Annotated in this window: 24 protein-coding genes; 16 read left to right on the forward strand and 8 right to left on the reverse strand. The window is 61.8% G+C overall.

What is annotated here, in order from left to right:
* Positions 1-30: 30 nt before the first annotated feature.
* Positions 31-975 (reverse strand): agmatinase, encoded by a 945-nt coding sequence (speB, locus tag ACS3QZ_RS02505; protein ID WP_456036417.1) that lies wholly within the window; start codon positions 973-975, stop codon positions 31-33.
* Positions 976-1,059: 84 nt separating this feature from the next.
* Positions 1,060-2,148, reverse strand: coding sequence for an extracellular solute-binding protein (locus ACS3QZ_RS02510; protein ID WP_456036418.1), 1,089 nt, complete (start codon positions 2,146-2,148; stop codon positions 1,060-1,062).
* 114 nt (positions 2,149-2,262) lie between these two features.
* Here ACS3QZ_RS02510 and ACS3QZ_RS02515 point away from each other — a divergent pair, with 114 nt between their 5' ends.
* Positions 2,263-3,075 carry a helix-turn-helix transcriptional regulator gene (locus tag ACS3QZ_RS02515; RefSeq protein WP_456036419.1) on the forward strand — a complete coding sequence of 271 codons (813 nt, stop codon included), beginning with the start codon at positions 2,263-2,265 and terminating at the stop codon, positions 3,073-3,075.
* A 42-nt stretch (positions 3,076-3,117) separates the two neighbouring features.
* Here ACS3QZ_RS02515 and ACS3QZ_RS02520 read toward each other — a convergent pair whose 3' ends face one another.
* The 3 genes from ACS3QZ_RS02520 to ACS3QZ_RS02530 form a co-directional block, all read right to left on the reverse strand.
* Positions 3,118-3,939: an arginyltransferase gene (locus tag ACS3QZ_RS02520; RefSeq protein ID WP_456036420.1), complete on the reverse strand. Its 822-nt coding sequence runs from the start codon at positions 3,937-3,939 to the stop codon at positions 3,118-3,120.
* A gap of 90 nt (positions 3,940-4,029) precedes the next feature.
* Positions 4,030-4,491, reverse strand: a complete 462-nt coding sequence (locus ACS3QZ_RS02525; protein ID WP_456036421.1) for an RDD family protein — start codon at positions 4,489-4,491, stop codon at positions 4,030-4,032.
* A 66-nt stretch (positions 4,492-4,557) separates the two neighbouring features.
* Entirely contained in the window at positions 4,558-4,980 is a 423-nt protein-coding gene (locus ACS3QZ_RS02530) for a DUF2852 domain-containing protein (RefSeq protein WP_456036422.1), read from the reverse strand.
* 206 nt (positions 4,981-5,186) lie between these two features.
* Between ACS3QZ_RS02530 and ACS3QZ_RS02535 the strand changes: the two genes are divergently transcribed.
* The gene (locus ACS3QZ_RS02535; RefSeq protein WP_456036423.1) at positions 5,187-5,573 is read left to right on the forward strand and encodes a DUF302 domain-containing protein; all 387 of its coding nucleotides are present in this window, start codon (positions 5,187-5,189) and stop codon (positions 5,571-5,573) included.
* On the opposite strand, the gene ACS3QZ_RS02540 is transcribed toward ACS3QZ_RS02535, so the two are convergent.
* Entirely contained in the window at positions 5,574-6,041 is a 468-nt protein-coding gene (locus tag ACS3QZ_RS02540; protein WP_456036424.1) for a YbaK/EbsC family protein, read from the reverse strand.
* Positions 6,042-6,259: 218 nt separating this feature from the next.
* On the opposite strand from ACS3QZ_RS02540, the gene glnE reads away from it, so the two are divergent.
* From glnE to ACS3QZ_RS02565, 5 genes are all read left to right on the forward strand, one after another.
* On the forward strand, positions 6,260-9,067 hold the full coding sequence (glnE, locus tag ACS3QZ_RS02545; RefSeq protein WP_456036425.1) for a bifunctional [glutamate--ammonia ligase]-adenylyl-L-tyrosine phosphorylase/[glutamate--ammonia-ligase] adenylyltransferase: 2,808 nt from the start codon (positions 6,260-6,262) through the stop codon (positions 9,065-9,067).
* The gene (locus tag ACS3QZ_RS02550) at positions 9,033-9,317 is read left to right on the forward strand and encodes a hypothetical protein (protein WP_456036426.1); all 285 of its coding nucleotides are present in this window, start codon (positions 9,033-9,035) and stop codon (positions 9,315-9,317) included. Before glnE ends, ACS3QZ_RS02550 begins: the two co-directional genes overlap by 35 nt.
* A 132-nt stretch (positions 9,318-9,449) precedes the next feature.
* Positions 9,450-10,112, forward strand: a complete 663-nt coding sequence (locus ACS3QZ_RS02555; protein ID WP_093092734.1) for a DUF6778 family protein — start codon at positions 9,450-9,452, stop codon at positions 10,110-10,112.
* 37 nt (positions 10,113-10,149) lie between these two features.
* Positions 10,150-11,346 (forward strand): RSP_2647 family RNA methyltransferase, encoded by a 1,197-nt coding sequence (locus tag ACS3QZ_RS02560; RefSeq protein WP_456036427.1) that lies wholly within the window; start codon positions 10,150-10,152, stop codon positions 11,344-11,346.
* Positions 11,343-11,888 carry an RSP_2648 family PIN domain-containing protein gene (locus ACS3QZ_RS02565; RefSeq protein ID WP_456036428.1) on the forward strand — a complete coding sequence of 182 codons (546 nt, stop codon included), beginning with the start codon at positions 11,343-11,345 and terminating at the stop codon, positions 11,886-11,888. The genes ACS3QZ_RS02560 and ACS3QZ_RS02565 overlap by 4 nt, the downstream gene beginning before the upstream one ends.
* Before the next feature lie 115 nt (positions 11,889-12,003).
* Here the strand turns inward: ACS3QZ_RS02565 and ACS3QZ_RS02570 are convergent, their stop codons facing one another.
* The gene (locus ACS3QZ_RS02570; protein WP_456036429.1) at positions 12,004-12,462 is read right to left on the reverse strand and encodes a MarR family winged helix-turn-helix transcriptional regulator; all 459 of its coding nucleotides are present in this window, start codon (positions 12,460-12,462) and stop codon (positions 12,004-12,006) included.
* A gap of 98 nt (positions 12,463-12,560) precedes the next feature.
* On the opposite strand from ACS3QZ_RS02570, the gene ACS3QZ_RS02575 reads away from it, so the two are divergent.
* From ACS3QZ_RS02575 to ACS3QZ_RS02615, 9 genes are all read left to right on the forward strand, one after another.
* On the forward strand, positions 12,561-13,598 hold the full coding sequence (locus tag ACS3QZ_RS02575) for a cupin domain-containing protein (RefSeq protein ID WP_456036430.1): 1,038 nt from the start codon (positions 12,561-12,563) through the stop codon (positions 13,596-13,598).
* A complete protein-coding gene (locus tag ACS3QZ_RS02580; protein WP_456036431.1) occupies positions 13,595-14,293 on the forward strand; it encodes a fumarylacetoacetate hydrolase family protein in 699 nt (232 codons plus the stop codon). Before ACS3QZ_RS02575 ends, ACS3QZ_RS02580 begins: the two co-directional genes overlap by 4 nt.
* A gap of 409 nt (positions 14,294-14,702) precedes the next feature.
* On the forward strand, positions 14,703-15,287 hold the full coding sequence (locus ACS3QZ_RS02585) for a TRAP transporter small permease (protein WP_456036432.1): 585 nt from the start codon (positions 14,703-14,705) through the stop codon (positions 15,285-15,287).
* Positions 15,284-16,597 (forward strand): TRAP transporter large permease, encoded by a 1,314-nt coding sequence (locus tag ACS3QZ_RS02590; RefSeq protein ID WP_093092723.1) that lies wholly within the window; start codon positions 15,284-15,286, stop codon positions 16,595-16,597. The genes ACS3QZ_RS02585 and ACS3QZ_RS02590 overlap by 4 nt, the downstream gene beginning before the upstream one ends.
* A 101-nt stretch (positions 16,598-16,698) precedes the next feature.
* Entirely contained in the window at positions 16,699-17,469 is a 771-nt protein-coding gene (locus ACS3QZ_RS02595; RefSeq protein WP_456036433.1) for a crotonase/enoyl-CoA hydratase family protein, read from the forward strand.
* A 4-nt stretch (positions 17,470-17,473) separates the two neighbouring features.
* Complete coding sequence (locus ACS3QZ_RS02600) at positions 17,474-17,959, forward strand: MarR family winged helix-turn-helix transcriptional regulator (protein WP_456036434.1); 486 nt, start codon at positions 17,474-17,476, stop codon at positions 17,957-17,959.
* The gene (locus ACS3QZ_RS02605) at positions 17,952-19,769 is read left to right on the forward strand and encodes a feruloyl-CoA synthase (RefSeq protein WP_456036435.1); all 1,818 of its coding nucleotides are present in this window, start codon (positions 17,952-17,954) and stop codon (positions 19,767-19,769) included. The genes ACS3QZ_RS02600 and ACS3QZ_RS02605 overlap by 8 nt, the downstream gene beginning before the upstream one ends.
* Before the next feature lie 57 nt (positions 19,770-19,826).
* Positions 19,827-20,696: an amidohydrolase family protein gene (locus tag ACS3QZ_RS02610; protein WP_093092715.1), complete on the forward strand. Its 870-nt coding sequence runs from the start codon at positions 19,827-19,829 to the stop codon at positions 20,694-20,696.
* A 58-nt stretch (positions 20,697-20,754) separates the two neighbouring features.
* A complete protein-coding gene (locus tag ACS3QZ_RS02615) occupies positions 20,755-23,961 on the forward strand; it encodes a 2Fe-2S iron-sulfur cluster-binding protein (protein WP_456036436.1) in 3,207 nt (1,068 codons plus the stop codon).
* Between the two features lie 68 nt (positions 23,962-24,029).
* Here ACS3QZ_RS02615 and ACS3QZ_RS02620 read toward each other — a convergent pair whose 3' ends face one another.
* The gene (locus ACS3QZ_RS02620; protein WP_456036437.1) at positions 24,030-24,845 is read right to left on the reverse strand and encodes a universal stress protein; all 816 of its coding nucleotides are present in this window, start codon (positions 24,843-24,845) and stop codon (positions 24,030-24,032) included.
* Positions 24,846-24,866 lie beyond the last annotated feature (21 nt).

Genomic DNA, 24,866 nt, shown 5'->3' on the forward strand with positions numbered 1-24,866 from the left:
GGCCCCCGTTTGCATTTGCGCCTCGTGCGGCTACATCCGGTCATTGGCGACAAGGCAGATCATGTCCAGAAGGAGCGAAGCGCCCGCGAGCGCAGTGATCTCGGCGTGGTCATAAGGGGGAGAGACCTCGACGAGGTCGGCCCCCACGAGGTTCACGCCCTGAAGCTTGCGGATCAGCGACTGCGCCTGGTGGGTCGACAAACCGCCGCAGACCGGCGTGCCCGTGCCCGGTGCAAAAGCAGGGTCAAGCGCGTCGATGTCGAAGCTGAGATAGGTCGGGCGGTCGCCCACCACGTCCTTGATCCGAGCGACGGTGGCGTCGATGCCATTTTCATGCACCCAGTTCGCATCGAGCACCGTGAAGCCATGCGTGTCATCATTCATGGTGCGCATCCCGGCCTGAACCGAGGCTTCGGGCGCGAGAATGCCCTCGGCGGCGGCGTGATAGAACATGGTGCCGTGGTCGATCCGCTTGGTGGGTTCTTCCCACGTGTCGGAATGGGCGTCGATCTGGATCAGCGAGATCGGCCCGTGCCGTTCGGCCTGCGCCTTCAGGAGGGGATAAGTGATGGAATGATCGCCGCCCATGGTCAACAGGAACGCACCTGACGTCAAAATCGCGCGCGCCTGCTCAAAGATCTGCTCGGGGATCTGATGCGGGTATCCCGGATCGATGTCGCAATCGCCATAATCGACCATGTTCAGGGTCTGGAACGGGTCGAACCCCCATGGCCATGGACCGCCATCCCACGCGAGGTTTGACGACACCGCCCGGATGGCGCGCGGCCCGAACCGGCAGCCGGGGCGGTTCGTGACCGCCAGATCGTAGGGAACGCCCCAAGTCACCATATCGACGCCTCGCAGGTCACGCGAATACTTGCGGCGAAACAGGCTCAAAGCGCCGCTATAAGTGGCCTCGTTGCCCATGCCCCTCGCGTCACGTGTCATGAAGGCGCGGTCGGTCGTATTGTCCATGTTCTGGCTCCATATCTTGAACTGGGTGCCCCATGCCGGGCGGGCATGGGGGCTTGGTTGATCCGTGAGTGTGTCGTTGTCTGGTCAGGTGCCGGATTTTACGCTGGTCCACAGGCGGTTGCGGCTGCGTAGGGTTCTTGCGTCAATGCTGCGGTCGGGAAACAGGCGGTCCAGCGTGTCCGCGTCGGGATAGATGCCGGGATCGGTCAGGATCGCTTCGTCGACAAAACTGTCCGCTGCCGCGTTGGCGTTGGCAAAATAGACGAAATTCGAGACCTGTGCGATGACCTCGGGGCGCAGCATGTAGTCGATGAAGCGATAGGCCTCGTCCACATTCGTGGCGTCGGCCGGGATCGACATCAGGTCGATCCACATCAGCGTGCCTTCGGTGGGGATCGCATAAAGGATGTCGAGCCCGGTATCGGCCTCCATGGCGCGCGCCTGTGCTATCCCGGCATCGCCGGAATACATCACCGCGAGGCAAACCTGGCCGCCGGGCAGGTCGGTCGAGGGTTTCTGGTTGTGGAAGTACTTGACCGAGGGCGCCATGGCGGTGAACAGATCGCGCACCTTTTCAAGATCGGCGGCATCTTCGGAATAGGGATCGGCGCCTATGTAATTCAAGCCGACCGACACCATCTCGACCGGGGAATCCAGCATGGCGATGCCGCAATCCGCCAGCTTGGCGGCGATTGCCGGATCGAATACCACGTCCCACGAGGTGATCTGATCGGTGCCGAGCCGCTCCATGATCTTGGCGGGGTCATAGGCGATGCCGATCGTGCCCCAGGTATAAGGCACCCCCATGGCGCGCCCGCCGGGCAGGGCGTCGAGCCTTGCCAGAATGTCAGGGTTCAGATTGCCGTAATTGCCTAACCGCGAAGGGTCGATCGGGTGCAACGCCCCCGCACGGAAGGCCCGCTGCGCGTTCGAAGCGGCGGGGAAGACAAGGTCATAGCCGGTCGCGCCGGTCAGAAGCTTGGTTTCCAACACCTCGTTCGAGTCAAAATAGTCCAGGACAACCGAGGTGCCGGTTTCACGGGTGTAATCTTCGATCGTCGTCTCGCCGAAATAATCGGCCCAGTTATAGATCGAGAGGCCCTGAGCCAGGGTGGGCAAGGGGGCGTTGATCAGAGCCACGGCTGTGGCGACACGTCCAAGGTGCAGTTTCATGGTTCATCCTTTCGGTCGCGGGACATGCAAGAAGTGCGTTTGACCTTGGACCGAGAGGGATTCGCCTGTAAATTTGCGTAGAGATATATATCTAAAAGTATAGGATGAGTTGAGATGTCTTCGGAAACCACCCCCCGAACGGACCCAAGCTGGCCGCCGAAATGGGATGAGGCATTTGCGCGTTTGCTGGAGCGGTTGGGGACGGATTTTTTCCCCGGGGCGCTTCGGAAACTGATCGAGCTGCATGTCGGGATCGAATCCATGGTGGTGACGCGCTATCAGGATCAGGCCCCGCCGGTGTCGCTCTATCACGACCTTGATGACGTGCAGGCGGCGATCTCGATCCAGTTCTATGCCACCGGACCATATCTTCTTGATCCCTTTGCCCAGGCCTGTCGGCCGGATGCCATGCCGGCGGCCTATCGGTTGAGCGATCTGGTCAACGAGTCGTTCTTTCGGTCGGAGTATTACCGGACCTTTTACCGAAAGGTCCGTATCAGCGATGAGTTGGGTATCCTGATCCGCCATGCACCCGGCGATTGGGTTGTCATTTCCCTGTCCCGGGGTGCCCGTCAGCCCCGGTTCGACCCCGAGGATGTGGCACGCATCAATGCCATCCACAGGACTCTTTCCGCAGCGGTCATCCGGCATTGGAAACTGGGCGAAACCGTCAGGTCTCAGGACGACGGCCATGATGTCGAAGAACGGCTGGCAACTTTTGGCGCCGATCGGTTGAGTCCACGCGAGGCCGAGGTCATTCGGCTTATTCTTCAGGGGCATACGGCCGGTTCGGCTTCGGCCTTTCTCGGGATCACCGAGGGGACGGTCAAGGTGCACAGGCACAATGCCTATGGCAAGCTTGGGGTCAGTTCGCAGGCCGAATTGTTTGCTGTTGCGACCCGCTACCTTGCATCTAAACAGTCCTGATGCTGTTGGATGCCAGCTGGCGCCTTTCGATGGTGACGTGCCTCAGGGGCGCGGCGCGCGTATGTCCGGCAACGAGATATTGGCCACCTGTTCGGCAATCGGATCGGTCGAAAGCGGGTGCAGCTCGGCGTCAAAATCCTCGGGGGTGTGCATGGGCTGCCATTGGCCACCTGCGTAGACTTCGAGCCCGGAAAAGCCGGCCTTGTAGCCCATCTTTGGGCTGCCGGGCACCCAGTAGCCGAGATAGACATAAGGCAATCCCGCTTCGCGTGCGATCTCGATATGGTCGAGGATGAGGTAGGTGCCAAGGCTGTTGCGTGGCAGGCCGGGTTCGTAGAAGGAATAGACCATACTCAGCCCATCCTCGAGCATGTCGGTCAGGCTGACCCCAATGAGGTCCTGCGTGCGCGAATTGCTGTATTCCACCACCCGGCTGCGGATCGGCGTTTCCTCGATCATCGCGGCGAATTCAAACACATCCATGTCCGCCATGCCGCCATCCGCGTGGCGGCTGTCGAGATAGCGGCGGAACAGGTCGTACTGGTCTTCGGTGGCCCAGGGTGAAGTGGCGCGCCGTTGCAGATGCGCATTGCGACGCAACGTGCGTTTCTGGCTTTTGGAAGGGCGGAATCGGGCCACGTCGATACGCGCGGACAGGCAGGCGCTGCAATCGGCGCAAGAGGGCCGGTAAAGCACGTTCTGCGAACGGCGGAAGCCCTGGTGGGACAGGGCATCGTTGAGCGCAGTGGCATTGTCGCCCTGCAGGGCGGTGAACAGTTTGCGCTCCATGCGCCCGTCAAGATAGGGGCAGGGCTGGGGAGCCGTCACATAAAACTGGGGCGCGAGGGGAAGCGTGTGGCGCATGTCGTTTCGTCAGTAATTCAAGCCCGACGATAGCAACACGAATTGCATTGGCCAAGCCCCCGGATTGGGTGTCCGGGGGCGGTCGGCGGATCAATACCGGGCGGCGCGGTTGATGGCGACGCTGCCCATGACGTGATCGGTCAGACCCTGCGCGCGGGCCGAGGTCAGCATCAGCACGATCGAAATGAGCTGAAGCGGCGCCATGGCAACCGAAAAATAGAACCCGATCGTGTGCAAAAGTGCGCTGGCGAAATCGAACTTGTCCCCGGTCTGGCGACGCATTTCGATCGACACGAGGCGCATGCCCCAGGTCGCCGACCCGCTGGCCAGCGTGACCACCCTGTAGACAAATCCGACCACCGCCATCAGGGCGGGAAAGAAGAAGATGCCGGTAAAGGCGGTAAAGGGCAGGATGACCACACAGACCAACGCAATCAGCACAACATCCACGACCCAAGCGATCAGGCGCTTGGTCGGGACATCGGCATAGAACTCGGACTGGGTTTCAGGGTCGGGCAGGGCAAAGCTGCGAAAGGACATGGTCTCACTCATTGACAAAAGGGCACCCGGAGCAGCGGGAGGAGGGGCCGCTCCGGGAAAGGTCGCCTTGGTTTGGGATCAGGCGTCCGCGGTGGTGTCTTCGCCAGCCTTGCGGGCACGTTCGTCCATGAACTGGTCGAATTCCGACTTGTCCTTGGCGGCGCGCAGACGTTCGAGGAAGTCCTCAAAGCTCTTCTGCTCTTCTTCCAGACGGCGCAGCGTGTCTTCGCGATAGGCGTCAAACGCCGAGTTGCCGGTCGGGGCCATCATGTGCATGCGGCGGGAATGGCGGCTGCAGGAGGATTTCTTGAACATGTCTTTGCTCCAGCGGTTGGTGTAGGTGATGTAGAAAACAAGCGCGAGTCCGACGGGCCAGAAGAAGACGAAGCTCAGGACCATCAGAGCGATCCAGGCGCCTTTACCCTTGCTGTCGAGCCAGGCCTCTGCGCGCGAAAACCATCCCATGGGGGTGGCAGTGGGGGTGGCGGCTACAGGTGTCATGTGGTGCTCCGTTGTTGGCGTTTACTGACAATGTAAAACTCGTTTACATTACCAAGATTGGCATTTGGGGGGCTTGGTGCAAGGGTGAATGTGAACGTTTTTTACATTTTTCGGATAAGAGGCTGAAATTGTGTGTTAAAATTCCCATTGATCGGTGGCGAAAACTCTCGATACTGAAGAAAAGATACAATTTCAGGAGGAAAATCATGGGGTATACGATTGATCGGACCGTTCCGGACGCGGATTTGGAGAGCGTGGATGCGCGCACGCGCGCGGCGCTGGGTCGGGCCGGATTTGGTGTGCTGACCGAGATTGATGTTCAGGCCACGATGCAGGCCAAGCTGGGCAAGGATATGCCCGGGTACCGCATTCTCGGGGCCTGCAATCCCGGTATGGCGTTCGAGGCAATTGGCCTTGAGCCGCGAGTGGGGGCAATGCTGCCCTGCAATGTCATCCTGCGCGAGGTGGACGGGGGCACCGAGGTCAGCGCGATTGACCCTGTGGCCTCGATGAGCGCCATCGACAATCCCGATCTGCACGCCGTTGCCGGACAGGTGCGAGACATGCTGGCTGGCGTGGTGGCCGATATCTGATCAGGCGACAAAATCCGCCACCTTGGCCCCGGTCAGATCGGGCAGAAGATGTGCGTCGATGGGAAAGACGTGATTGGGGGTGCCCGCAGCGGCCCAGATCCGATCGAACTCCAGCAGGCGCGCGTCGATGAAGGCACGGATCGGGGAGAGGTGGCCCACCGGGGAGACCCCGCCGATGGCAAATCCCGTCTGCGCCCGTACCAACGCGGCATCGGCTTTGCCCAGCGGCTCGCCTGCAATCGCGCTGGCTTTGGTCTCGTCGACCTGATTACCGCCCGCCGTCAGGAACAGGATCGCTGCGCCGCTGGTCTCTCCGCGAAAGATGATCGACTTGGCGATCTGATCCAACTGGCATCCCACCGCATCTGCCGCCATCTGTGCGGTGCGCGCCCCCCCGGTTTCACGGATGTCACCGGCCAGCCCGGCCCTCTCAAGCGCAGCGCGCACGCGTTTCAGGCTTTTGCTCATGTGTCCCCCCGGCATTGAAGAAGGGCAAGAAAGCCCCGCGTCAGACAGTTTGTAAACCTTCTGATCTTTCTTTTTCCGGAAATACCCCGGGGGTGCGGGGGCTGGCCCCCGCTTTATCCTGTGTGCGGGGGCTGGCCCCCGCTTAGGGCGAGTGCGCGACCGACCCTGCGACCGGAACGAACATTGACCTTGTCCGCGCCCGGTCACAAAGTCGCGCCATGACATTTGAACAGCGTATCACCCGACTTCCCCGTGCCTTTGATCCCGAACGCGGCGCAGAGGCGCTGGCCGTTGTGCCCGGTCTCAACGGTGACCTTGCCCGGCTTGTCGAGGGTACCGGCGGCTCCAGCCCTTACCTCAAGTCCCTGATAGAGAAAGAGCGTGACTGGCTCCCCGAGGCCCTCTCCGATCCTGAATCAGCACTCGCCGCGCTTTTTCGGGAGCTGCGCGAAACCGCACCGGATCGGCTGCCCTCTGCGCTGCGCGGGGGCAAACGCAAGGTGGCGCTGATCACTGCGCTGGCAGACCTGTCGGGGGCTTGGCAACTGGAAAAGGTGACCGGGACCCTAACGGATTTTGCCGACCTTGCCAGCCAACTGGCGCTTGAAGCCACGATCGGGGCAGAGATCCGGCGCAAGAAGCTGCCCGGTGCAACCGAGGATGACATTCCGGATGCGGGCGGCATGGTCAGCCTTGCCATGGGCAAGATGGGGGCACACGAGCTGAACTACAGTTCGGATATCGACCTGATCTGCCTGTTTGATGAAACCCGCTTTGACCCGGACGATTATCACGACGCGCGGGCCAGCTTTATCAGGGCCACGCGCAAGATGGCGGCGATGCTGAATGACATCACCGGCGAGGGTTACGTGTTCCGCACCGATCTGCGTCTGCGTCCAGACCCGGCGGTGACGCCGGTCTGCCTCGCGATGGAGGCGGCTGAGCGCTATTACGAGAGTGTCGGGCGCACATGGGAGCGCGCGGCCTATATCAAGGCGCGCCCGTCTGCAGGTGATTTGGAGGCCGGGGCGCGGTTTCTCGAGACCCTGCGCCCCTTTGTGTGGCGCAAGCATCTGGATTTCGCCGCGATTCAGGACGCCCATGACATGCGCCTGCGCATTCGCGAGCATAAGGGGCTGGGGGGTGACATCACCCTACCGGGGCACAACATGAAGCTCGGGCGGGGGGGCATTCGCGAGATCGAGTTTTTTACCCAGACCCGGCAGTTGATCGCCGGGGGGCGCGATCCCTATCTACGCGACCGCCATACGGTGCCCGCGCTGCGCAAGCTGGCTGGCAAGGGCTGGGTGCCCGAGGACGTGGCCGACACGCTGGCCGATCACTATCGCTTTCACCGCGAGGTCGAGCATCGCATTCAGATGGTGAACGATGCCCAGACCCATCTTTTGCCCAAGAGCGAAGAAGGGCTGGAGCGGATCGCCTGCCTGATGGGTCGGGATTTACCCGGTCTGGAAAAAGAGTTGCGGGAACGGCTGACCGAGGTGCACGAGCTGACCGAAGGGTTCTTTGCCCCCGAGGATCGCAAGCCGCTTCAGGATCACGCCTTTGACCCCGAAGTGATCGAGCGCTGGCAGACCTACCCGGCGTTGCGCTCGCAGCGCGCGGTGGAGATTTTTCACCGCCTGCGCCCGGAAATTCTGCGCCGTCTGTCCGAGACGGCGCGCCCGGACGAGGCGTTGTTGGCGCTGGACGGGTTTCTCAAGGGGTTGCCCGCCGGGGTACAGTTGTTTTCCCTGTTCGACGCCAATCCGCAGTTGATCGACCTGCTGGTCGATATCGTGGGCACGGCGCCCGAACTGGCACGCCACCTGTCGCGCAACTCGGGTGTGTTCGACGCGGTGATCGGCGGCACGTTCTTTACTCCGTGGCCGGGCGAAGACGGGCTGCGCGAGGACCTCGCCGCGGTACTGGCGCGGGAAGGCGATGACTACGAACTCAAGCTCGACAGCGCACGCCGCTGGGCCAAGGAATGGCGGTTCCGGGTCGGGGTGCACCACCTGCGCGGCGTGATCTCGGCAGAGGAGGCCGGGCGGCATTATGCCGATCTGGCAACGGCCTGCGTGTCCGGGCTCTGGCCGGTCGTGGTGGAGAAGTTCAGCCAAAAGCACGGCCCCCAGCCGGGGCGCGGCGCGATGATGCTGGGCATGGGCTCGCTTGGGGCGCAGCGGCTCAACGCGTCTTCGGACCTTGATCTGATCGTGATCTATGATGCTGCCGGTGTCGAGGCGTCGGAGGGACGGCGTCCGCTGGCGGCGCGGGCCTATTATGCGCGCCTGACTCAGGCCATGGTCACGGCGCTGAGCGCGCCGATGGCGCAGGGACGGTTGTTCGAAGTGGACATGCGGCTGCGCCCCTCGGGGACGCAAGGCCCGGTGGCGACCTCGCTGGCGTCGTTCCGCAATTACCAGGAAAACGAAGCCTGGACATGGGAGCACCTGGCCCTGACGCGTGCCCGCCCGGTGGCGGGTGAAGCATCGCTTATGGACGAGGTCGAGACCTTCCGGCAGGAGATCCTGGCGCGGCCCCGAGACGCGTCCAAGCTATGCGCTGACGTGGCCGAAATGCGCGCCCGCATCGCGGCGGCCAAGGCGCCAGACGGGCCTTGGGATGCCAAGATTGGTGCGGGACGGTTGCAGGATGTCGAGCTGCTGAGCCAGTCCGGGGCGCTTCTGGCGGGTGCCAAGGGGCGCAGCGTGGCCGAGGGGTTGGAGGCCGGTGTCGCAATCGGTTGGCTGGACGCCGCCGAGGCGACAGAACTGGCGACCACTTATGGGCTTTTCTGGCAGGTGCAGCTGGCGTCCAAGCTGCTCTCGGGGGCGACGATCAAGCCCGAGGAGATCGGGGCAGGGGGGCGGGCCTTTCTGCTGCGCGAAACCGGAGATGAGAGCGTTGAGGTGCTGGAGGCGGACATGCAGGATCGCGCGGAGCGCGCCGGGGAGATTATCTCGGCGGCCCTGGCGCGGCCCGCCCATGTGGGAGATCAGGGTGGAAAAGGACAAACATGACCCCAAGGGGCTGATCCGGGAAAGCTATCGGATCGACGGCATCACCGAAGGCGAATGCCGCTCCATCTTCCTTGACTGGGCCCTGTCCTTGCCCGACGGGCAGGAGGTTCAGGAGGTTCTTTCGGCCCTTCTGGACCGCTACGCGGCGGGCAATGAGGATCATCCCATGACCGATGTGATGCGGCAGGGGCTGGTCAGAATGCAAGCCCCGCGTCGTCGCGGAGGCTGGCGCTCCCGGTCAAGAAACTAAGGGGTATCGGCGGGATTCGAAGGGGGGCGATTGGCTGCAATCTCCCCGAAATGGAACCGCTCATGTCGCATTCTCGCCTCATTTGGCCATCAAAACCTTCCTGAACGGAAGAGGTCAGAACGGCCCGAGGAGATGAACGTGAAACATGTTCGACTGATTGCAGCTTTGGCGCTTGGACTGGGTGTGGCAGCCTGTGGCACGGTGGATACCGCGACGCGGAACGCGCCTTATGAAACCACGCCGAGCCAGATTGCAGCTCCGGCCCCGTCTTTCCAATTGGCAGGCATGAATGTGAACGTGCCGACGACGCTGAAGGTTTCCGAAGCCAACATGTATTACCCCGGTGGTGACATTGTATGGCGCGGGGATGCCTATGGAAATCGCTACCAGCAGGTGCAGGCCATCTTTGAAGAAGCCATCCAGATTGGTGGGGGTCCTCTGCAAGGCGAAATGCCCGTGGTCGTCGAGATCGAAGTCAAGCGCTTCCATGCTCTGACCGAGAAGACCCGCTACAGCGTGGGTGGCATCCATTCGCTTGAGTTCGTGATGACGATCCGCGACCCGCAAACGGGCGCTGTTCTGCGCGGTCCCAAGTTCATCAAGGCCGACCTTGTTGGTTATGGTGGATCCAAGGCGCTTCAGGCCGAGGCCCGCGGCCTGACCCAGAAATACCGGATTACCCAGCATCTGGCCCGCGTGGTGCGTGACGAGATGAGCCTTGCCGAAGGGTTCCTGGCGCCGCCCAAGGGTGTGACCGCGCGGATCACCCCGCTGACACCGGTGAAACCACTCTGATCTTTTCACCGCCCAAGGAAAGCTTTAGGAGGACGGCATGATGCCGTCCTCTTTGCCTTTTGTCCGCCTGAAACCCAAAGCCAATGCCCGCGCCATTCGGCACGGGTTCCCTTGGGTCTATGATAATGAACTGGTCACGGACCGTCGCACCAAGGGATTGACCCCCGGCGCATTGGCGGTGCTGGAAGACGGCGAACGCCGCCCGATGGGGGTGGTGGCAACCAACCCGAATTCGCGGATCTTCTGCCGGATGCTGGACCGTGATCCCGAGGCAGTGATTGACCTGGCATGGTTCGAGACCAAGTTTGCGCGCGCGCTGGCGATGCGGGAACGTCTTTATGAGACGCCGTATTACCGCCTGATCCATGCCGAGGCCGACGGGTTGCCCGGTGTGGTGGTGGACCGGTTCGGCGAGGTGGCTGTGATACAGCCCAACGCAGCGTGGGCCGAAACCCTTCTGGAACCCTTGGTGGCGGCGCTGGTCGCGGTGACGGGCGTGTCCTGCGTGATCAAGAACGGCTCGGGCCGGGCGCGGGCGCTTGAGGGACTGGACGAGGACAGCGCCGTGTTGGTGGGCGAGGCCCCCGAAGCACCGGTACCAGTGGTCATGAACGGGGCGACCTATATGGCGGACCTCACCGGGGGTCAGAAAACCGGGCTGTTCTTCGATCAGCGCCCCAATCACGGATTTGCGGCACAGCTTTGCAACGGGGCGCGCGTGCTGGACGTGTTCAGCCATGTCGGCGGGTTTTCCCTTGCCGCGCTGGCGGGTGGCGCCAAAAACGCACTGGCGGTGGACGGATCGGCGGCGGCGCTGGAGCTGGCCGAAGCGGGGGCGGCAGCGGCAGGCGTGGCGGATCGCTTTGCGACACGGCGCGGGGATGCCTTTGACGTGCTGACGGCCCTTGGCGAGGAAGGCGCAGAATTCGATGTCGTGATCTGTGACCCGCCCGCCTTCGCACCGTCAAAACCCGCTCTGGAAAAAGGGCTGCGTGCCTATGAACGTGTCGCGCGGCTTGCTGCGCCGCTCGTGGCCGAGGGCGGTTATCTTGGCCTGTGTTCCTGCTCGCACGCGGCAGACCTTGCGCGGTTTCGCGGCGCCTCGGTACGCGGGATCGGGCGGGCTGGTCGACAGGCGCAGCTGATCCATACCGGCTTTGCGGGGCCGGATCACCCGTTGATGCCGCAATTGGCGGAAAGCGGGTATCTCAAATCCCTGTTCTTCCGCCTGTGAAACGGCTGCTTCTGGATACATGCGTGCTCTATCCGACGGTGATGCGCGAAGTGTTGCTCGGGGTGGCACGCACAGGCGCGTTTCGCCCCCTGTGGTCGGCGCGCATCCTTGAAGAATGGGCACGCGCGGCGCGCAAACTGGGCCCGACCGGAGAGGCACAGGCGCGGGGCGAGATTGCGCTGGTGCGTGCGGCATGGCCCGAGGCCGAGGTGACGTGGAAACCGTCGCTGGAAGACCGCCTTTGGTTGCCGGACGTGGCGGATGCCCATGTGCTGGCGGCAGCTATTGCCGGATCGGCAGATGCGATCGTGACCATGAATGCCAAGGATTTTCCCCGCCATGTCCTTGCCGAGGAGGGTTTGGAGCGGATCGACCCCGACACGTTGTTGCGCGCCTGTTGGGAAGATGCACCCGGTGCGGTCGAGGCCGTGTGCGAAGCGGTGCGTCAGGAGGCCGAACGGCTATCCGGAGAAGATTGGCCGATGCGCTCGCTTCTCAAGAAGGCCCGCCTGCCGCGACTGGCCAAGGCGGTCAGTCGCTGATCCGGCGGCGCGGTCGAATGCCGGGATACCGGGACTGCGTATTCGGGACCGTTGAAATGCCCAATCCTTAATCACTTCTCGGGGGTTACAAATGCCCTTGCCCCTGTCTGGCGTTTCAGGGCGTGCGCAGCGGGGCACGGCTTTTGCTGTTTCCCGCATCCGTGGTCTTGCGCAGCAGGCCAAGCAATTGCGCGCGTTCTTCGGCGTCGAGGCCGCCGAGGATGTCGTCCTGCAATGCGCGTACCACGGGGCGGGCGCGGGCGAGCAGATGGTCTCCGTCGGGCGTGACAAAAAGCACCCGCGCGCGGCGGTCCCGGGGGCTGATATCACGCCGGATGTGCCCCTTGGAGGCAAGGCGGTCCACGACGCCGCCAAGTGTCGTGACATCATAGGCGATAGCGCCGGCAAGTTCTGCCTGAGTCATCCCGGGCCGGCTGGCAATGGCGGACAGGGCTGCGAATTGAACCTGCGTCAGGTCGATCCCGGCGGCTGCCATATGATCGGTGAAGACGGCCACGGATATCTGGTTGAGGCGCCGGATCAGATGACCGGCCATATTGTAGAGTTCCGCCATCGAGTTGGTTCCTTCTTTCCGAAAGGAGACACCAAAACCACGCGATTGACAAGCATGCCAATAATCAGCATGCATATTAAAGAGCCGGGGAGGAAGACATGCCGCAATCGCTTGGAACGCTCGAAGACCTGCCGGAGGATTATCGTAGCGAATTGGCGGAAGCCGGGGTGGCGCCGCTTTGGCCGATGATGCGCAATGTGCTTCCACACGGGCGGCCCAATGCCGTGACCCAGCCGGGGTTTTGGGATTACACCGTGATCCGACCCTTGCTGTTACAGGCCGGAGAACTGACCCCAGTGGAAAAGGCCGAACGCCGGGTTCTGGTCCTCTCCGATCCGGGGCGCGGCGTGGGGGCGATGCAGGCCACGGCTTCGATCTATCTTGGCCTGCAGCTTCTTTTGCCGGGGGAAACGGCGCCTGCGCATGTGCACACGCCTTCGGCGGTGCGGATCGTCATCGAGGGCACGGGCGGCTATACGGTGGTTGACGGGGAAAAACTGCCGATGGAGGAGGGCGATCTCGTGCTGACGCCGGGGGGCGAATGGCATGACCATGGACATGACGACAGCGGACCCGTGGTCTGGCTTGATGCGCTGGACCTGCCTCTGTTCCACTATCTTGAAGGCTCATATGCGACCGAGGGCGCCTTGCAGGCGCAACGGAATCGCCCGGACGCCAGCCAGGTGGAATACCTTGCGTCGGGGCTGGCGCCGAGCCGCAGGGCGGATGGCGCGGTGCGGCGTTATCCGATGATGCGCTACCCGTGGGGGCGCACCAGGGCGGCGCTTGACGCGATGGCGGCACATGGCGACGGAGGCATCGCCGAACTGGACTATGTAAACCCAGAAACCGGCGCGGATGTCTTGCCGACGATGGGGTTTACGGCCATGCGGATCGAAGCCGGGCAGGTGGACAGCCCGCTCCTGCGTTCATCTTCGAGCGCGTATCATGTCATCGCGGGGCAGGGCGTGGCTGAGATCGACGGGGCCCGTTTTGAATTTGGACCCAAGGCGACGTTCACGGCGCCGGTGTTTGCCGATATTCGGATCGTGGCGAGCGAGACGTGTTACATGGTGCGGGTGCATGATCGTCCGCTGCAGGAAAAGCTTGGATATTTCGAGGAGCGTGCGAAATGAGCGACTATCTGTTCGACCCGGCAAGGGTGTTCTCGATCCCGGTCCGCGAGGAAACGGCTTCTTATCCGGTTGGGCGCATTTTTTGCGTGGGGCGCAACTATGCCGCCCATGCCGCCGAGATGGGCGGCGAGGTGGATCGCGAGGCGCCGTGGTATTTCACAAAGGCGGCGCAACATGGCGTGTTGAGCGGGGCCAGCGTGCCCTATCCGCCGGGAACGTCCAATTTCCATTATGAGATGGAGTTGGCCTTTGCCATTGGCGCGCCGGTGTTTCGGGCCAGCGCGCAAGAAGCTGAAAGGGCGATTTATGCTTATGGGTGCGCGCTTGACATGACGCGGCGCGATCGCCAGCAGGATGGCAAGGACAACCGCCGCCCCTGGGATCTTGGCAAGGATGTCGAGGGGTCTGCCGTGTTCGCCCCCATGACCCGCGCCGCCGACTTTGGCGCCGTGGCGGATCAGCGGATACATCTCGAAGTGGATGGCGAGACCAGGCAGGACGCGCGTCTGAGCGAGATGGTCTGGTCCTGTGTCGAGGTGGTCAAGCACCTGTCGCGCTATTACCACCTGCGTCCCGGCGACGTGATCCTGACCGGTACACCGGCCGGGGTCGGCCCGGTTGAGGTCGGGCAGACCATTACGGGCGGGATCGATGGGCTGGACCCGATCAGGCTTGAGATCAGCGCACCTGAGTAAAATTTGGCAAAGAGGGCGAGCGGGGCGGGTCAAGCCGTGGCCGCCCGCCCGCGCCTTGGCTTAAGCGCGGGCCGCAACGGCAGGCGCCGATCCAAAAAAGCGTGGAAACGCGCTTGATAGTTACAAAATCAACTAATAATTCGGGCGCAGTGCAATTAATTGCATTGTTAAGTGTCGGTTCATTTCCGGTCGGAAAGGGACATTGCGCGGAGCGAATGAAACCGGGCGCCATTGCAGCGTGGTCTGGGTAGCGGCGTTTGAACGCAGGGATGCTTCCGGCACAAAAAGGACATTGACCGACTGGTCGGTCATAAATAGGAATTGCGCGGACGCCCCGACCCCAAAAGGGTGGGTAACCTGGGAATCAGGAGTGGCGCCGGGACAGAGACCCGGTTGTGGAGGAGACGATATGTTGAAACTCATGGAGCGGCTGGCCCGGCTCATGGCGATATTCGGGGGGATCGTGCTGACGGCGCTGGTGATCCTGACATGCCTGAGCATTCTGGGGCGCAGCCTGAACACGATTGGTCATTCCGACTGGTTGACCGGCCTGTCACAAGGGCTTGCCGACGGGTTGTTGGCAACCGGCGTGGGCCCGATCAATGGCGATTTCGAGCTGGTCGAAGCGGGCGTCGCATTTGCGATCTTTGCCTTCCTGCCGGTCTGCCAGCTTTATAACGGGCACGCCACGGTGGACGTGTTCACATCGATGATGTCGCGCAGGGTCAACAAGGTTCTGATCACCTTCTGGGACGTGATCCTGAGTGCGGTGATCATTCTGATCACGGCACGCCTTTATGAAGGCATGATGAACAAGATGAGCTATGGCGAGACCTCGTTCCTGCTGCAGTTTCCGGTCTGGTGGGCTTATGCGCTGAGTTTTTCGGCGGCTGTCGTAGCCTCGATCACAGCCATCTACTGCGCCATTGCACGGGTTCTCGAACTTGTCACCGGGCGCAAATACCTGCCCATGTCAGAAGGAGCGGTCCATTGAGTATGCTTGAACTGGGCTACATGTCCTTCCCCGTACTGCTGGTCATGATCTTCCTGCGCGCGCCCATCGGGCTTGCGATGATGCTTTGTGGCCTTGGCGGGCTTTACTTTGCCATGGGCGGGCCGAACATGTTCATGGCCAAGCTGAAAAGCGAAACCTATTCAACCTTTTCGAGCTATTCGCTGACAATCATCCCGATGTTCCTGTTGATGGGCCAGTTCGCGACCCTGTCGGGCATGTCCTCGTCGTTGTTCAAGGCCGCCGAAAGCTGGCTTGGGCACAAGAAGGGCGGCGTAGCGATGGCCTCGGTCGGGGCCTGTGCCGGGTTTGGCGCAATCTGTGGCTCGTCATTGGCAACCGCGGCCACGATGAGCCGCGTGGCGCTGCCGGAACTGCGTCAGTACGGCTATGCCGGGGGCTTTTCCACCGCGACGCTGGCCGCCGGGGGGACGCTGGGCATCCTGATCCCGCCGTCGGTGATCCTCGTGATCTATGCGATCCTGACCGAGCAGAACATCGCCAAGCTGTTCCTGGCCGCCTTTGTGCCGGGTATCCTGGCGGCGATTGGTTATATCCTCACCATCTCGATCTATGTACGTGTCAATCCCAAGGCGGCTGGCACCCGCGCACCGATCCCTTATGCCGAGCGGATCAAGGCGCTGATTGATGTGTGGCCGGTTCTTTTGGTCTTTGGGCTGGTCGTTGGCGGGATCTATCTTGGCTGGTTCACCCCGACCGAGGGCGCGGCTGTTGGCGCGGCGGGCACGGGCGTGATTGCGCTGATCTCGGGCAACCTGAGCTGGAAGGTTTTTGTCGACAGCATCATCGCAACGGCGATGAGCACCGCGATGATCTTTTTCATCGTGCTGGGGGCAGGGTTCTACAACTCGTTCCTCGCGCTTTCGCAAGTCCCACAGGAACTGGCGGGCTGGATCGTTGGTCTGGGGCTTTCCCCCTGGACGGTGCTGGTCATTATCCTGGCCTTCTACCTTGTCTTTGGGTGCCTGATGGACAGCCTGTCGATGATCCTGCTGACGATCCCGATCTTCTTCCCGATCATCAGCGCGCTGGACTTTGGCATGACGCCGGAACACGTCGCGATCTGGTTCGGTATCCTTGTACTCATCGTGGTCGAGGTGGGGCTAATCACGCCACCTGTGGGGATGAACCTGTTCATCATCAACGCCATGGATCGCACGACGCCCATGTCCGAGACCTACAAGGCGGTGATGTGGTTCGTGACAAGCGACCTGCTGCGGGTGGTGATTCTGGTACTGTTCCCGGCAATCACGTTGTTCCTCATCCCGTAACAGGCTGAAAACATGGAAAGAGAGGCGCTGCCTCTCTTTCTTTTTGACATATTAGTTATGAAGTATAATTATTATAATAAAGCACGAGTGAGGAGCCGCATATGACCGGGGACATGCTGAAGGTCGAGATCAGTGACGATGGCATCGCCACGCTGACTATGAACCGGCCCGAGAAACGCAACGCTATGTGTGATCAGCTTTTTGGCGAGATTGACGCGTTCTTTTCCAACGTGCCCGAAGGTGTGAAGGCGGTGGTGCTGACCGGGAGCGGGGGGCATTACTGTTCCGGGCTGGATCTGAGCGAACACGTGTCGCGGGACGCCGAAGGGACCATGCGCCATTCCCGCAACTGGCACACAGTTCTGGACAAGGTGCAATATGGCGGGCTGCCGGTGGTGTCGGCCATGATGGGTGCGGTGATCGGTGGCGGGCTGGAGATTGCCACCTCGACCCATGTGCGCTTTGCCGAGCCTTCGACGATCTTTCAACTGCCCGAGGGGCGGCGCGGGATTTATGTGGGCGGGGGCGCGTCGGTGCGGGTGGGGCGAATTCTTGGCGCCGACCGGATGATCGAGATGATGTTGACCGGGCGCAAATATGGCGCTGAGGACGGGCAGGCGCTTGGGCTGACCCATTATGTTGTGGGCGAAGGCGAAGCGCTGGCGCGTGCGCAAGCCATGGCGCGCCAGATTGCCGGGAATGCGCCGCTGTCGAATTATATCATGATCCAGGCGCTGAGCCGCATCGAGGACATGGACAAGGCGGGCGGGCTGTTCACCGAAAGCCTGTGTGCGGCGCTGACCCATACGAGCCCCGATGCGGTGGAGGGACTGCAGGCTTTCCTGCAAAAACGCGCGCCGAAATTCGGATAGTCCCATGGCAAAGCGGCAGGTCAGGGAAGAGGCGGAACCGGTTGCAGTGTCAGATGCGGCGCTGGCACGGTTTCTTGGATATCATCTCAAACGGGCGCAAACGGTGTTGATGGGCGACATGAACGCCGCGATTGCCCCGCTGGGGCTGCGCATGATCACCTATTCGGCATTGGCTATGGTAGCGGAAAACCCGGGTTTGCGCCAATCCCATCTGGCGGACGCGCTGGCGATCGAACGGCCCAACCTGGTGGTGATCCTGGACGATCTGGAGGAACGCGGGTTGATCTCGCGGGATCGAGTGCCCACCGACCGGCGGGCCTATGCGCTGATGCCGACATTGGCGGGGCGCACACTCTACGAGGAGGCCACGGCGGCGGTGGCGGCGCATGAAGCGCGGATGCTGGCCGGGGTGAGTGCAGAGGATCGCGCGGCCGTGCTGCGCGTGCTTGGTGCGATCCGGCATGGCAAGGGAGGAGAGGAACATGGCTGAGCTGTCGAAATACCAGCCCCACAAGGTCACGCTGGAGACCCGGGACGACGGGACGATGCTCTATCGGTCGGGATATGACATGGGCGACAGCGTGCGCCGGACGGGAGACTGGCTGCATCGCTGGGCGAAGGAAGCGCCCGAGCGTGTCTTTCTTGCCGAACGCAGCGGCGCCGGCTGGCGCGAGGAGCGCTATGGCGCCGTGCTCGACAAGGTGCGCGCACTTGCCGAGGCGCTCCTGGCGCGGGGGCTGAACTCCGAGACGCCGATCCTGATCCTGTCGGGGAATGGCGTTGACCATGGGTTGCTGTCCTTGGCAGGGCAGTACGCGGGCATTCCTACAGTGCCGGTGGCCGAGCAATATTCGCTGATCCATGGCGCACATGGGCGACTGCGCCACGCGATCGAGCTGATCCGCCCAAAGATGGCCTATACAGTCGATGCGGACCAATATGGTGAGGCGCTGGCGCTGGACGCGTTCGAGGGGATCGAGATCGTCGCCAGCCGCACGCATGGCCGGCCCGGTGTCACGGCCTTTGACGACCTGCTGCGTGGGGATCGTGGCGTCGATGTGGACGGGGCGTTTGACGCGCTGAGGCCCGAGAGCGTGGTCAAGATTCTGATGACCAGCGGGTCAACCTCGGCCCCCAAGGGGGTGATGACTACACATGGCATGATGTGCGCCAATCAGGCGATGATTGCCGATGCGCTGCCCTTTCTCAAAACACGTCCTCCGGTGATCGTGGACTGGCTGCCGTGGAACCACGTCTTTGGCGGATCGCATAATTTCAACATGATGCTGGCCAACGGCGGCTCGTTGTATATCGACGAAGGCAAGCCGGTGAAGGGCCTGTTTGAACGCACGGTCGAGAACCTACGCCTGAAAACCGGAACGCTGAGTTTCAACGTGCCGGTCGGGTTCGGCCTCTTGCTCAAGGCGCTGGAGGGCGACGCCGGGCTGCGCCAACGGTTTTTCGAGGATCTTGACCTGATTTTCTATGCCGGCGCGTCGCTGCCGCAGGACATCTGGGATGGGTTGCAGGGCATGGCGCGTGAGGTGCGGGGTGATGTGCCGTTGATGACCTCGTCTTGGGGCCTGACCGAGACCGCCCCGGCGACCATGATCCAGCACGAGCCGACCGAACGCTCCGGCGTCGTGGGTGTGCCGATGACGGGGGTGACGCTCAAGCTCGTGCCGGATGAAGAGATGCGCTGTGAAGTGCGGGTGAAGGGGCCAAACGTGATGCCCGGTTACTTTCGCAACACTGAGAAGACGCAGGAAGCCTTTGATGAAGAGGGATTTTTCCTAACCGGAGACGCAATGCGTTTCGTAGACCCGGAGGACCCCTCGCGAGGCATGCGGTTTGACGGGCGCATTTCGGAAGACTTCAAACTGTCGACCGGCACATGGGTGCGCGCCGCGCAATTGCGGCTGGACATGCTGACCTGCCTTGCACCGCTGGCGGCCGATCTGGTGATCACGGGGGCGGATCGCGACGAAATTGGCGTGATGATTTTCCCCAATTTGGCCGAGCTGCAAGCCGAAGGCTTTGGCATGGCCGAGGCGGATGGTGCGCTGTCCGATGCCTTGTTGCTGGGTGAATGCCGGCGGCGTCTGGCGGCACGGGACCGCGAAGTGTCGGGCAGTTCGAGCCGGGTCACACGCGCCATCGTACTGGCCGAACCGGCCTCGATGGCCGAGAGCGAAATGACCGCCAAGGGCAATCTGAATTACCGCCGGGTTCTGGAGCGTCGCAAGGCGCTTCTTGATCGGCTCTATGCCGCCGACGACGCGGCTGTTGTGAGACTTTGAGGCAGGGCCGCCTGTCCGACCGGACGGGTGCCTGCGCGAGAGACAAGGAAAGAAAACATGGTCGACATCACCAAGGTCCGCGCGATCGACATTCACACCCATGCAGAAGAGCCCTGTGGCTGTCATCCTGACGACGGCTATGACGATCTGCAGTCCACCATGGCGTCCTATTTCGGCGCGCCCTGGAAACACCCGCCCACGGTGCCGGAAACTGCCCAGCATTACCGCGAACAGAATATCGCTGCTGTGATCTTTCCCGTCGATGCCGAGCGCGAGACCGGCTATCGCCGCTATGCCAACGAAGAAGTGGCGGAACTGGCCGCGGAAAATGATGACGTGCTGATCCCCTTTGCCTCGATCGATCCGTGGAAGGGCAAGATGGGCGTACGCGAGGCGCGGCGGCTGATGCGGGAATTCGGCATCAAGGGGTTCAAGTTCCATCCCACGATGCAGGGGTTTTATCCCAACGATCGCATGGCCTATGCGCTTTACGAGGCGATTCAGGACGAGGGCGGCATTGCCCTGTTCCATACCGGCCAAACGGGTGTCGGTTCTGGCATGCCGGGGGGCAACGGGATGCGGCTCAAATACTCGAACCCGATGTACATGGATGATGTGGCCGTGGATTTCCCGGACCTTAAGATCATCCTCGCCCATCCCAGCTTCCCTTGGCAGGAAGAGGCGCTTGCCGTGGCCCAGCACAAGCCCAATGTCTATATCGACCTCTCGGGCTGGTCGCCCAAGTATTTCCCTGAAATTCTCGTGCGTTACTGCAACTCGATTCTGCGCAAGAAGGTGCTTTTCGGCTCGGACTGGCCGATGATCACACCCGAACGCTGGCTGAGCGATTTTGAGAAAATCAACATCAAGGACGAGATCCGCCCCGACATCATCAAGGGCAACGCGGCGCGGCTCTTGGGGTTCTAGGCGCCCTTGTGCTTAACCTGTTAAGGCTGCATCATGGCGGCAAAACGGGGAGGGGCACATGGGGTTACGGTTTTTCTCGGACAAGGCGCGGCCCGTGCATATGGGGCCGTATCCGCTTGAACGCTTGGCGCGAGGGACGATGCCGGACCTCGCGACGGCGCCGTTGGACGCGCCTTTGAGCTTTCATCGCCCCGCGCAGCCAGAAAGTATCGTCAACGCCATGGGGGAATTCCAGGCGATGATGGATGCCATCCGGGACGGGCTGGTCAATCCGGTGCCATCCGGCGTGCCGTCCGATCCTGTGGAAAGGTCCAACCATCTGAAAGCCTTTGGGTATTTCAACGACACGTCGATGGTGGGCGTGGGGCCTGTGCCGTCTGCGGCGGTGTTGGAAACGCCCCGCCGCAACCCGGATATTGATCGGCTGGCCGAGGCGCTCAAAACCCGTCAGACCAAAACGCTGGCCAGCGGCATCGACGTGATCATGGCCGATCTCAAGGACAGCATGGAGGCGCCGCCCTCGGGGATAGAGGGGCAGGAGAATTGCATCGTTTTCCTTGTCGAACATTGGCGCGACCCCGAACGTGGTGAGCCGGGCAGCGATTGGATTCTGGATGCGCAGGATCATCGCGCCTGTTTGCGGGCCACGGAAACAGCGGTGGTGATTGCCAACTATATCAGGCTGTTAGGCTTCAATGCCAAGGCGCATACGGCCACGTCGAGCGACGTGGACCTGGGGCGCTTGGGGGTGGCAGCGGGGTTGCTCAGCGTCGAAGGCGACGCGCTGGTGGCGCCTTGGCTGGGGCGGCGTTTCGGGCTGGCCGTGGTGACGACAGACATGGCGCTGGCTCATGATGCGCCCCTGAAACCGATGGCAGAACAACCATGGTTTCGCACGTTGGGGCCGGCGTGGTGGCTCGGCAAGGGCTTTGCCAAGTCGGCGTTGAACCATGACCCGTTCCGTAATCGTGACTATGCAAAGGGGGCGCATCCGTTTGAGCGGCTGAAGCGGGTCGAGGAGCCCACGACTTTTATCGATGAGGCGCGCGTGGCGCGGGTACCAAAGCGGGCGGACATGTTTGCCCGGGCGCAGTTTGGCGACATGGGCAAGACGCTGCAGGACAATGCCAAGGGCGGGTATTACGCCCGCAAGGCCGCGCCGAGTTTCGCGCAGAGGCGGGCACTCGGGGCCTTTGTTTTGTTGCAGGATGGTGAGAGCACGAACGTAAAAAAACAAACGGATTCAGAGCGTAACGCGGCGAACCTCAAAGCGGCGACCTATTTCCTAGGTGTGGATGCGGTCGGGCTGAGCCGGTGTCCGGACTGGGCGTGGTACAGCCATGATGCGACCGGCGAAGAGATCACGCCGCCGCATGATCAGGCCGTGAGCATGATCGTCGACCAGGGCTATGAGACCATGGAAGGCGCCAGCGGGGATGACTGGATTTCCGTCGCACAATCGATGCGCGCGTACCTGCGGTTTTCGCTGCTTGGTGGCGTGATCGCGCAGCAGATCCGCAACCTTGGCTACAAGGCCAAGGCGCACACTGTCATGGATGGCGAAGTGTTGCAGCCGCCCTTGTTGCTGCTGAGTGGTCTGGGCGAGGTAAGCCGGATCGGGGAGGTCATCCTGAATCCCTATCTGGGGCCACGGCTGAAATCGGGGGTTGTGACCACGGACATGCCGATGGATCACGACCAACCCATTGATTTTGGGCTGCAAAACTTCTGTGAAAACTGCAACAAGTGTGCGCGGGAGTGTCCGAGCGGGGCGATCACCGCCGGGCCGAAACTGATGTTCAACGGCTATGAGATCTGGAAATCGGACAGCCAAAAATGCGCCACCTACCGGATCACCACCCAGGGGGGCGCGATGTGCGGGCGGTGTATGAAAACCTGCCCGTGGAATCTTGAAGGGCTGTTTGCCGAGGCGCCATTCCGTTGGGCGGCCTCGCATATGCCATCATTGGCGCGCCCCTTGGCCAAGCTGGATGACATGGTGGGCAATGGCGGGTTGAACGAGGTCAAAAAATGGTGGTGGGACCTCGAACTGGGCGCTGACGGGGGGTATCATCCGACCCAGCACGAGGTGAACCGTCGCGGATTGCAGACCGATCTGGACCTGAAATACGAGGATCAGACGCTGGCCGTTTATCCGGCGCCGATCGCGCCGCATCCGTGGCCATACCCTTTCCCGATGGATCGCGAGGCCGGGATTAAAGCCTATGAATCAATGGTTTCCGCCGAAGAGTATAAAAGGCGGATAGCCGCTGGCGACATGACTGTCGTGCATCGCTATGCAGTGGCCGGGGATGCGCCGGTGGTGCGGGTGACGCTTTCCAAGGTCGAGAAGATGACGGCGGATGTGACCAAATTCGAGTTCTCTTCGCTGGACGGGGCGCCGCTGCCGCAATGGACCGCGGGGGCACATCTGGACGTGTTGGTTGCGCCGGAGTTCCTGCGTCAATACTCGATGTCGGGCGATCCCAAGGACCGCAGCAAATACCAGATCGGGGTGTTACGCGAGGATGAAGGGCGCGGCGGGTCGTTGTTGATGCACCGCATTTTCAACGAAGGTCGTAAAGTTTTCGTAAGCAAACCGATCAACCATTTCGAACTGGAGGAAAGTGCGACAAAGACCTTCCTGATGGGGGGCGGGATCGGGATCACGCCGATGATCGCCTTTGCCCATCGCCTGTACGATCTGGGCAAGGATTTCGAACTGCATTATTCCGCCAGCCGGGAAGATGGGGCTGGGTATCTCAATGATCTCAATGAGATGCCGTGGAAAGATAAAGTGCATCTGCACTTCTCTGACAAGGGCACTCGCGCCGATCTGGACGCGGTGCTGAGCGGGTATCAAGCTGGATGGCATGTCTACACCTGTGGCCCGGACCGGTTCATGGACGGGGTGATGGCGGCGGCGGAGCGGCAGGGCTTTCCCGAAGAGGCGCGGCATCTGGAGTATTTCAGCGTACCGGAACAGCCCGATTATGAGAACCATGATTTCAAGATTCGGCTGAAGGATGGCCGGGACCTTGTTGTACCTGCTGATAAAATCGCGACGGACGTGTTGGCGGAGAATGGCATCCACGTGGATGTGAAATGCGCGGACGGGATTTGCGGTGTCTGCAAGTGCGGGCTGGTGTCAGGCGAGGTTGAGCACCGCGATTTCGTGCTGTCAAAGAAACAGCGCGAAAGTGCGATCATCCTTTGCCAGAGTCGCGCAGCGGAACCGGGCGGCGTGATCGAAATCGACCTTTGAACACGAAAATACCGACGTCGGTATAACGTCGGTATTCTATCGGTATCGCGTCGGTGTCGGTTTTCCGGTCAGTGCGACAGGAACACCGGCACCTTGGATTGCGCCATCACGTCTGTGGTCACACCACCAATCAGGTTGTGCTGGAACCGCGAATGTTCAAATGCGCCCATGACGATCAACTGGGCGCCGACCTCTTCTGTGGTTTCCAGAACCGTCTGCGCAATCGAGCGATGACGGGGGCGGCGGACGAGTTCGGCGTCGATGCCGTGGCGCTTGAGGTTGCGCAGCAGGATGTCGGTGCCCGGGACCTCTTCCTTGCCCACCTCAAGGACGCTGACGCGGGCCTTGTCTTCGAGCACATCCATCGCGTCCCCAAGCGCGCGGGCGGCGCAGCGTTTGCCGTCCCACGCGATCAGCGCGTGATCGGAGAGTTTCTTGGCCTCGAACGCGTCCGGCACGGCGAGAACCGGGCGTCCCGAATAAAGCGTAAGCGAATCCGGGTCCGCGGCGAGGTGCTCTTCGCCGGTTTCGGGGGCGATGGCCGTTACGATCAGGTCGAAATGGCGGGCAAAGGCCGAGAGCGACTGTCCGTCGGCGGCTTCCAGGCCGATGAAATCAACCCGCGCCTCAAGCCCGGCCTGCGCTGCCTTTGTGGTGAAGACTTCGTTGATTTCGGCCATGCGGTCGGCATCAGCCTTGGCGAACATCTCCATGACGTCCGGTGGAACCTGGCCGGCAAAGCGGCGCTGAATGGCGGGGGTGCCGTGGCGCACGACACCCGTCAAAAATCCGTCGTGATACTTGGTGACGTTGATGGCGTATTTGAGTGCGGCACTGCGCGTGGACTCGCCGCCATAGGCGACCAATATGTTCTTGATGCTCATCAGTTTTCCCCGAATGCGTAG

The sequence above is a fragment of the Shimia sp. W99 genome, assembly GCF_053851455.3.

Excerpts from the sequence above, each read along its gene's own strand:
- speB (WP_456036417.1), bottom strand. The coding sequence starts at position 975 with ATGGACAATACGACCGACCGCGCCTTCATGACACGTGACGCGAGGGGC.
- ACS3QZ_RS02510 (WP_456036418.1), bottom strand. The coding sequence starts at position 2,148 with ATGAAACTGCACCTTGGACGTGTCGCCACAGCCGTGGCTCTGATCAAC.
- ACS3QZ_RS02515 (WP_456036419.1), top strand. The coding sequence starts at position 2,263 with ATGTCTTCGGAAACCACCCCCCGAACGGACCCAAGCTGGCCGCCGAAA.
- ACS3QZ_RS02520 (WP_456036420.1), bottom strand. The coding sequence starts at position 3,939 with ATGCGCCACACGCTTCCCCTCGCGCCCCAGTTTTATGTGACGGCTCCC.
- ACS3QZ_RS02525 (WP_456036421.1), bottom strand. The coding sequence starts at position 4,491 with ATGAGTGAGACCATGTCCTTTCGCAGCTTTGCCCTGCCCGACCCTGAA.
- ACS3QZ_RS02530 (WP_456036422.1), bottom strand. The coding sequence starts at position 4,980 with ATGACACCTGTAGCCGCCACCCCCACTGCCACCCCCATGGGATGGTTT.
- ACS3QZ_RS02535 (WP_456036423.1), top strand. The coding sequence starts at position 5,187 with ATGGGGTATACGATTGATCGGACCGTTCCGGACGCGGATTTGGAGAGC.
- ACS3QZ_RS02540 (WP_456036424.1), bottom strand. The coding sequence starts at position 6,041 with ATGAGCAAAAGCCTGAAACGCGTGCGCGCTGCGCTTGAGAGGGCCGGG.
- glnE (WP_456036425.1), top strand. The coding sequence starts at position 6,260 with ATGACATTTGAACAGCGTATCACCCGACTTCCCCGTGCCTTTGATCCC.
- ACS3QZ_RS02550 (WP_456036426.1), top strand. The coding sequence starts at position 9,033 with ATGTGGGAGATCAGGGTGGAAAAGGACAAACATGACCCCAAGGGGCTG.
- ACS3QZ_RS02555 (WP_093092734.1), top strand. The coding sequence starts at position 9,450 with ATGAACGTGAAACATGTTCGACTGATTGCAGCTTTGGCGCTTGGACTG.
- ACS3QZ_RS02560 (WP_456036427.1), top strand. The coding sequence starts at position 10,150 with ATGATGCCGTCCTCTTTGCCTTTTGTCCGCCTGAAACCCAAAGCCAAT.
- ACS3QZ_RS02570 (WP_456036429.1), bottom strand. The coding sequence starts at position 12,462 with ATGGCGGAACTCTACAATATGGCCGGTCATCTGATCCGGCGCCTCAAC.
- ACS3QZ_RS02575 (WP_456036430.1), top strand. The coding sequence starts at position 12,561 with ATGCCGCAATCGCTTGGAACGCTCGAAGACCTGCCGGAGGATTATCGT.
- ACS3QZ_RS02580 (WP_456036431.1), top strand. The coding sequence starts at position 13,595 with ATGAGCGACTATCTGTTCGACCCGGCAAGGGTGTTCTCGATCCCGGTC.
- ACS3QZ_RS02585 (WP_456036432.1), top strand. The coding sequence starts at position 14,703 with ATGTTGAAACTCATGGAGCGGCTGGCCCGGCTCATGGCGATATTCGGG.
- ACS3QZ_RS02595 (WP_456036433.1), top strand. The coding sequence starts at position 16,699 with ATGACCGGGGACATGCTGAAGGTCGAGATCAGTGACGATGGCATCGCC.
- ACS3QZ_RS02600 (WP_456036434.1), top strand. The coding sequence starts at position 17,474 with ATGGCAAAGCGGCAGGTCAGGGAAGAGGCGGAACCGGTTGCAGTGTCA.
- ACS3QZ_RS02605 (WP_456036435.1), top strand. The coding sequence starts at position 17,952 with ATGGCTGAGCTGTCGAAATACCAGCCCCACAAGGTCACGCTGGAGACC.
- ACS3QZ_RS02610 (WP_093092715.1), top strand. The coding sequence starts at position 19,827 with ATGGTCGACATCACCAAGGTCCGCGCGATCGACATTCACACCCATGCA.
- ACS3QZ_RS02615 (WP_456036436.1), top strand. The coding sequence starts at position 20,755 with ATGGGGTTACGGTTTTTCTCGGACAAGGCGCGGCCCGTGCATATGGGG.
- ACS3QZ_RS02620 (WP_456036437.1), bottom strand. The coding sequence starts at position 24,845 with ATGAGCATCAAGAACATATTGGTCGCCTATGGCGGCGAGTCCACGCGC.